Source organism: Mesorhizobium silamurunense (genome assembly GCF_014843825.1).
Lineage (GTDB): Bacteria > Pseudomonadota > Alphaproteobacteria > Rhizobiales > Rhizobiaceae > Mesorhizobium > Mesorhizobium silamurunense.
In genome coordinates this window covers 1-3,652 of the sequence record NZ_JHQR01000358.1, presented here as the reverse complement: position 1 = coordinate 3,652, position 3,652 = coordinate 1, and the positions used below count along the sequence as shown (strand labels likewise).

The following is a 3,652-nucleotide window of genomic DNA, read 5'->3' as shown; positions in this document are numbered from 1 at the left end:
ACCGGATTAGATCAAAGGGGCAAGGTCAGCCTCGCTCGACAGTGGCGGCCGCGGCGATCGAAGAAGCTTGTGGAACCAAGTTATCCACAGGGCATCCAGTTTGGCTGGGGTTCTTGGAAGCTTTTCGAACTTCTGTCTAGCGCCTCATGTAAGACATTGGGGTATCCGGACACGCTGCGGGCAGTTTGATCATCGCACCCCCTCGGCAGTTTATGTGGCGAAGTCCATCTAGGCGTCGGAGTCGCTAGACCTATCGGGTGAGACCGCTATATCGCTGAAAAATTATTGTGCGGAGAGAGTTGAAACCCTGCCTGCCGAAGGCAGAGGTCACAGGTTCGATTCCTATCGGGGCGCCAATAATTTTCAAACATTCACTGGAATCGGCACCAGGTACCCTCCGACATCCTCCTTACGCCTACTGTAGGCGCGTGCCGTACAAAGGTGGTATGTTAGCAAACTCTATTGACATTTGACACCGTGCTAGCACGGGAGCCTAGTGTAGATTAATAAGGGAGGAGACCGCGCCAAGTCAACCCGCGAGACGTGTGGGGGTTGCTCACGAGCACATTTTTGGTCCAGCAATTGCTCGCCCAAACTGTAGCGGGCATTTGTCATCATGCGCTCATGTTCCTTTATGATCAAGCTAGAACATCTGGAAGTTCGTCGCTTCATCCTCCTTGACGATCGCTGGTCAGGCTCCAGCCACCAGTGACTTTGAGAATGGGGGATCCGCCATGGCTAATATTACTGGAACATTTCTGAGCGAGAGGATCAACGCGCTTGGAACCTATTACTGGGACGGAACCAACTGGGTTTTCCTGAATTCCAATCATACGACCACTGGGGTGGACACCGTCCATGCCGGGGGTGGAAATGACGAGGTCGATGGCGCCAAAGGCAATGACAGCCTCTTCGGCGAGGCAGGAAACGACCTCCTGATCGGTGGCGCCGGCAATGATTTGGTTGACGGCGGGGCCGATGACGACCTCATCTATGGCGGGACGCAGATGGCAAATGCCACCGGCTCTGGCACTGACGATCTGCGCGGGGGTCTTGGCAATGACGTCATCTTCGCCGGCGACGGCAATGACACGTTGGGTGGCGACGACGGTAATGACAAGCTGTTTGGCGAAGCCGGCAATGACGACCTCAACGGCGGTGCCGGGGCCGACATTCTGGTTGGCGGGGCGGGCGCCGACAAGCTGGCTGGCGGTGCCGGGGGCGATCTTTATGTCTTCAATTCCGTAAGCGATTCACAGGCCACCGCAGCCGGTGCTTTCAACAGCAAAACGGGCGATGTCATCAATGGCTTCACATCAGCGGCTGAGACGGCGACAGCTTCTTTGCAGGACAAGATCGACCTGCATGGCCTTGTCACTCAGATCGGACACACCCTCACTTGGAGCGGTGCGGCCGCATCCAACTACGGCGTCTGGTCCTCCGTCTCCGGGGGCAACACCTTCGTCAACGTCGATACGACGGGCGACCATATTGCAGATGTGGTCGTCAAGATATCCACAATAGAGACATTGACTGCCAGCGACATCATTACCGATGCTGCGGCCCCAACGGTGTCATCGACTGCTTACGGTACGCCCAGCAGCGGATCGCTAAATGCTGGCGATACGGTGACGCTTACGGTGACCTTCTCGGAGGCTGTTGTCGTTGCAGGCGGGGCACCGACTCTGGCCCTGAACAGCGGTGGCACAGCGACCTATCTGAGCGGCTCGGGTAGTTCGACACTGACCTTCTCATACACCGTTGCCGCCGGTCAGAATACGTCCGATCTCGCTATCACGTCGCTCGTTCTCAATTCCGCGACCATCACGGACGCAGCAGGCAACAACGCCGACATCTCCGGCGCTGCGTCCAATCCATCGGGGACTCTGATCATCGATACAGTGGCGCCTTCGGCACCGACAGTGGCGCTGACTGTCGACAGTGGCGCCTCGAACAACGATGGCATCAGCAGTGTCGGCACTCTGAGTGTCGGAGGCAGCGAGGCGGGTGCCCTGGTCGAATATTCCACCGACGGGGGTGTCATCTGGAACCAGTCGTTCACTGCTGTTGAAGGCTCGAACTCGGTTCTAGTGCGCCAGACCGATGTCGCTGGCAATGTCTCCGGCAGCGCCAGCTTCGGCTTTACGCTCGACACCACCAATCCGGTGGCGCCCAGTGCGGCGCTGGCGTCGGACAGCGGCTCCCACAGCAACGACCTGCTCACCAATGACGGCACGCTGAGTGTCGGCAGCGAGGCCGGCGCCCTGGTCGAATACTCCACCGACAGCGGCATCAGCTGGAACGCGTCGTTCACTCCGCTTGAAGGCTCGAACGCAGTCCTCGTGCGCCAGACCGATGTGGCCGGCAACGTCTCCGCTGAGACGGGGTTCAACTTCGTTTTGGACTCACAGGCTCCTTCCGCTCCAGGGGTCGCGCTCATCCTGGACTCAGGTGACTCGAATGCCGATCACGTCACGAACAATGGCGCGTTGAATGTGACGGGTATTGAGAGCGGTGCCACGGTCGAATATTCCATCGATGGCGGCGCCCAGTGGCTAAGCACGTTCACGCCTCAATTCGGTCCGAACGCGCTTGCGGTCCGGCAGACGGATGCTGCTGGCAACTCTTCGACAGGAACTAATTTTGTCTTCTCACTCGTTCAGGAGGGACACGCCGTTGATGGCTACATATCAGGCGCCACCGTCTTTGCCGACGCTGACGGCAATGGCCAACTCGACATCGGGGAGTATTCTGCAGTCACCGACGACTTCGGGCACTTTGTTCTGCAAGGGGGATCGGGAAACCTTGTCGTTGTTGGAGGAACAGACACCTCGACGAACAACGCCCTGATTGGAAAGCTGGTTGCACCATCTGGGTCAGCGGTTGTTAGCCCGTTGACAACTTTGGTCACGCTTCTGGTTGATGATCCGGCTTCAAACCTGAATGTTGCAGATGCCAAAGCGATAGTCCTTGGCGCCCTAAGCCTTGCACCCGACGTCGATCTCCTGACACTTGATCCCGTCACGGCGGCTTTCCAGAACAACGCGGATCCCTTCCTTGCCGGCATTTCCGTCCTGAATACCGTCAGCATGGTAGCGGCCACGATTGCCGGCGCCGGCGGAGACCAGGATGGCGCCGCAACTGATGTCTTTTCGGCTCTTGCACACCAGATATTGGGGCTTGGCGCGGGCGAAGTTCTTGACCTGACGAATTCGTCGACGATCGGTGCGATCGCTGACGCTGCGGCACCTGGTGCTCTGGATGCCGATCTCCTTCAGGCACTTGAAGGCGTCGTGGTCGCCAGCAATCAAACATTGGCCGATGACGCTGCGACCGCTTCGACGCCTGCGCAATTGGTCACAAACGCCACCGCCATGGCTTTTGTTGCCCAAGGTAGCGCTTCCGATGCCTTGGCCGCCGCGGCAGATGACCCCGGCCAAATCGGCACAGTCGTCAATTCATATACTGGCGGTGGCCTTGATGCTGCTGTGAATTCGGCACTGAACCAGATCGGCAACATTGCGCCCGCCGCGCAGGCGCATGCCACCCTTACTGAGGAAGCCGACAATCTCGAGCCATCGATCCTCAATACGACGGTAATATCGACCGCGCCGAGCCTAAACCCCACGGACAGCATCGACCTTGGGGGTGG

General features: G+C 58.5%; 1 protein-coding gene. It reads left to right on the top strand.

Annotated elements, in window-relative coordinates; all coding sequences use genetic code 11:
- Positions 1 to 734: 734 nt before the first annotated feature.
- A partial coding sequence (locus tag DH10_RS32865; protein ID WP_425515394.1) for a beta strand repeat-containing protein occupies positions 735 to 3,652 on the top strand: 2,918 nt, incomplete at its 3' end.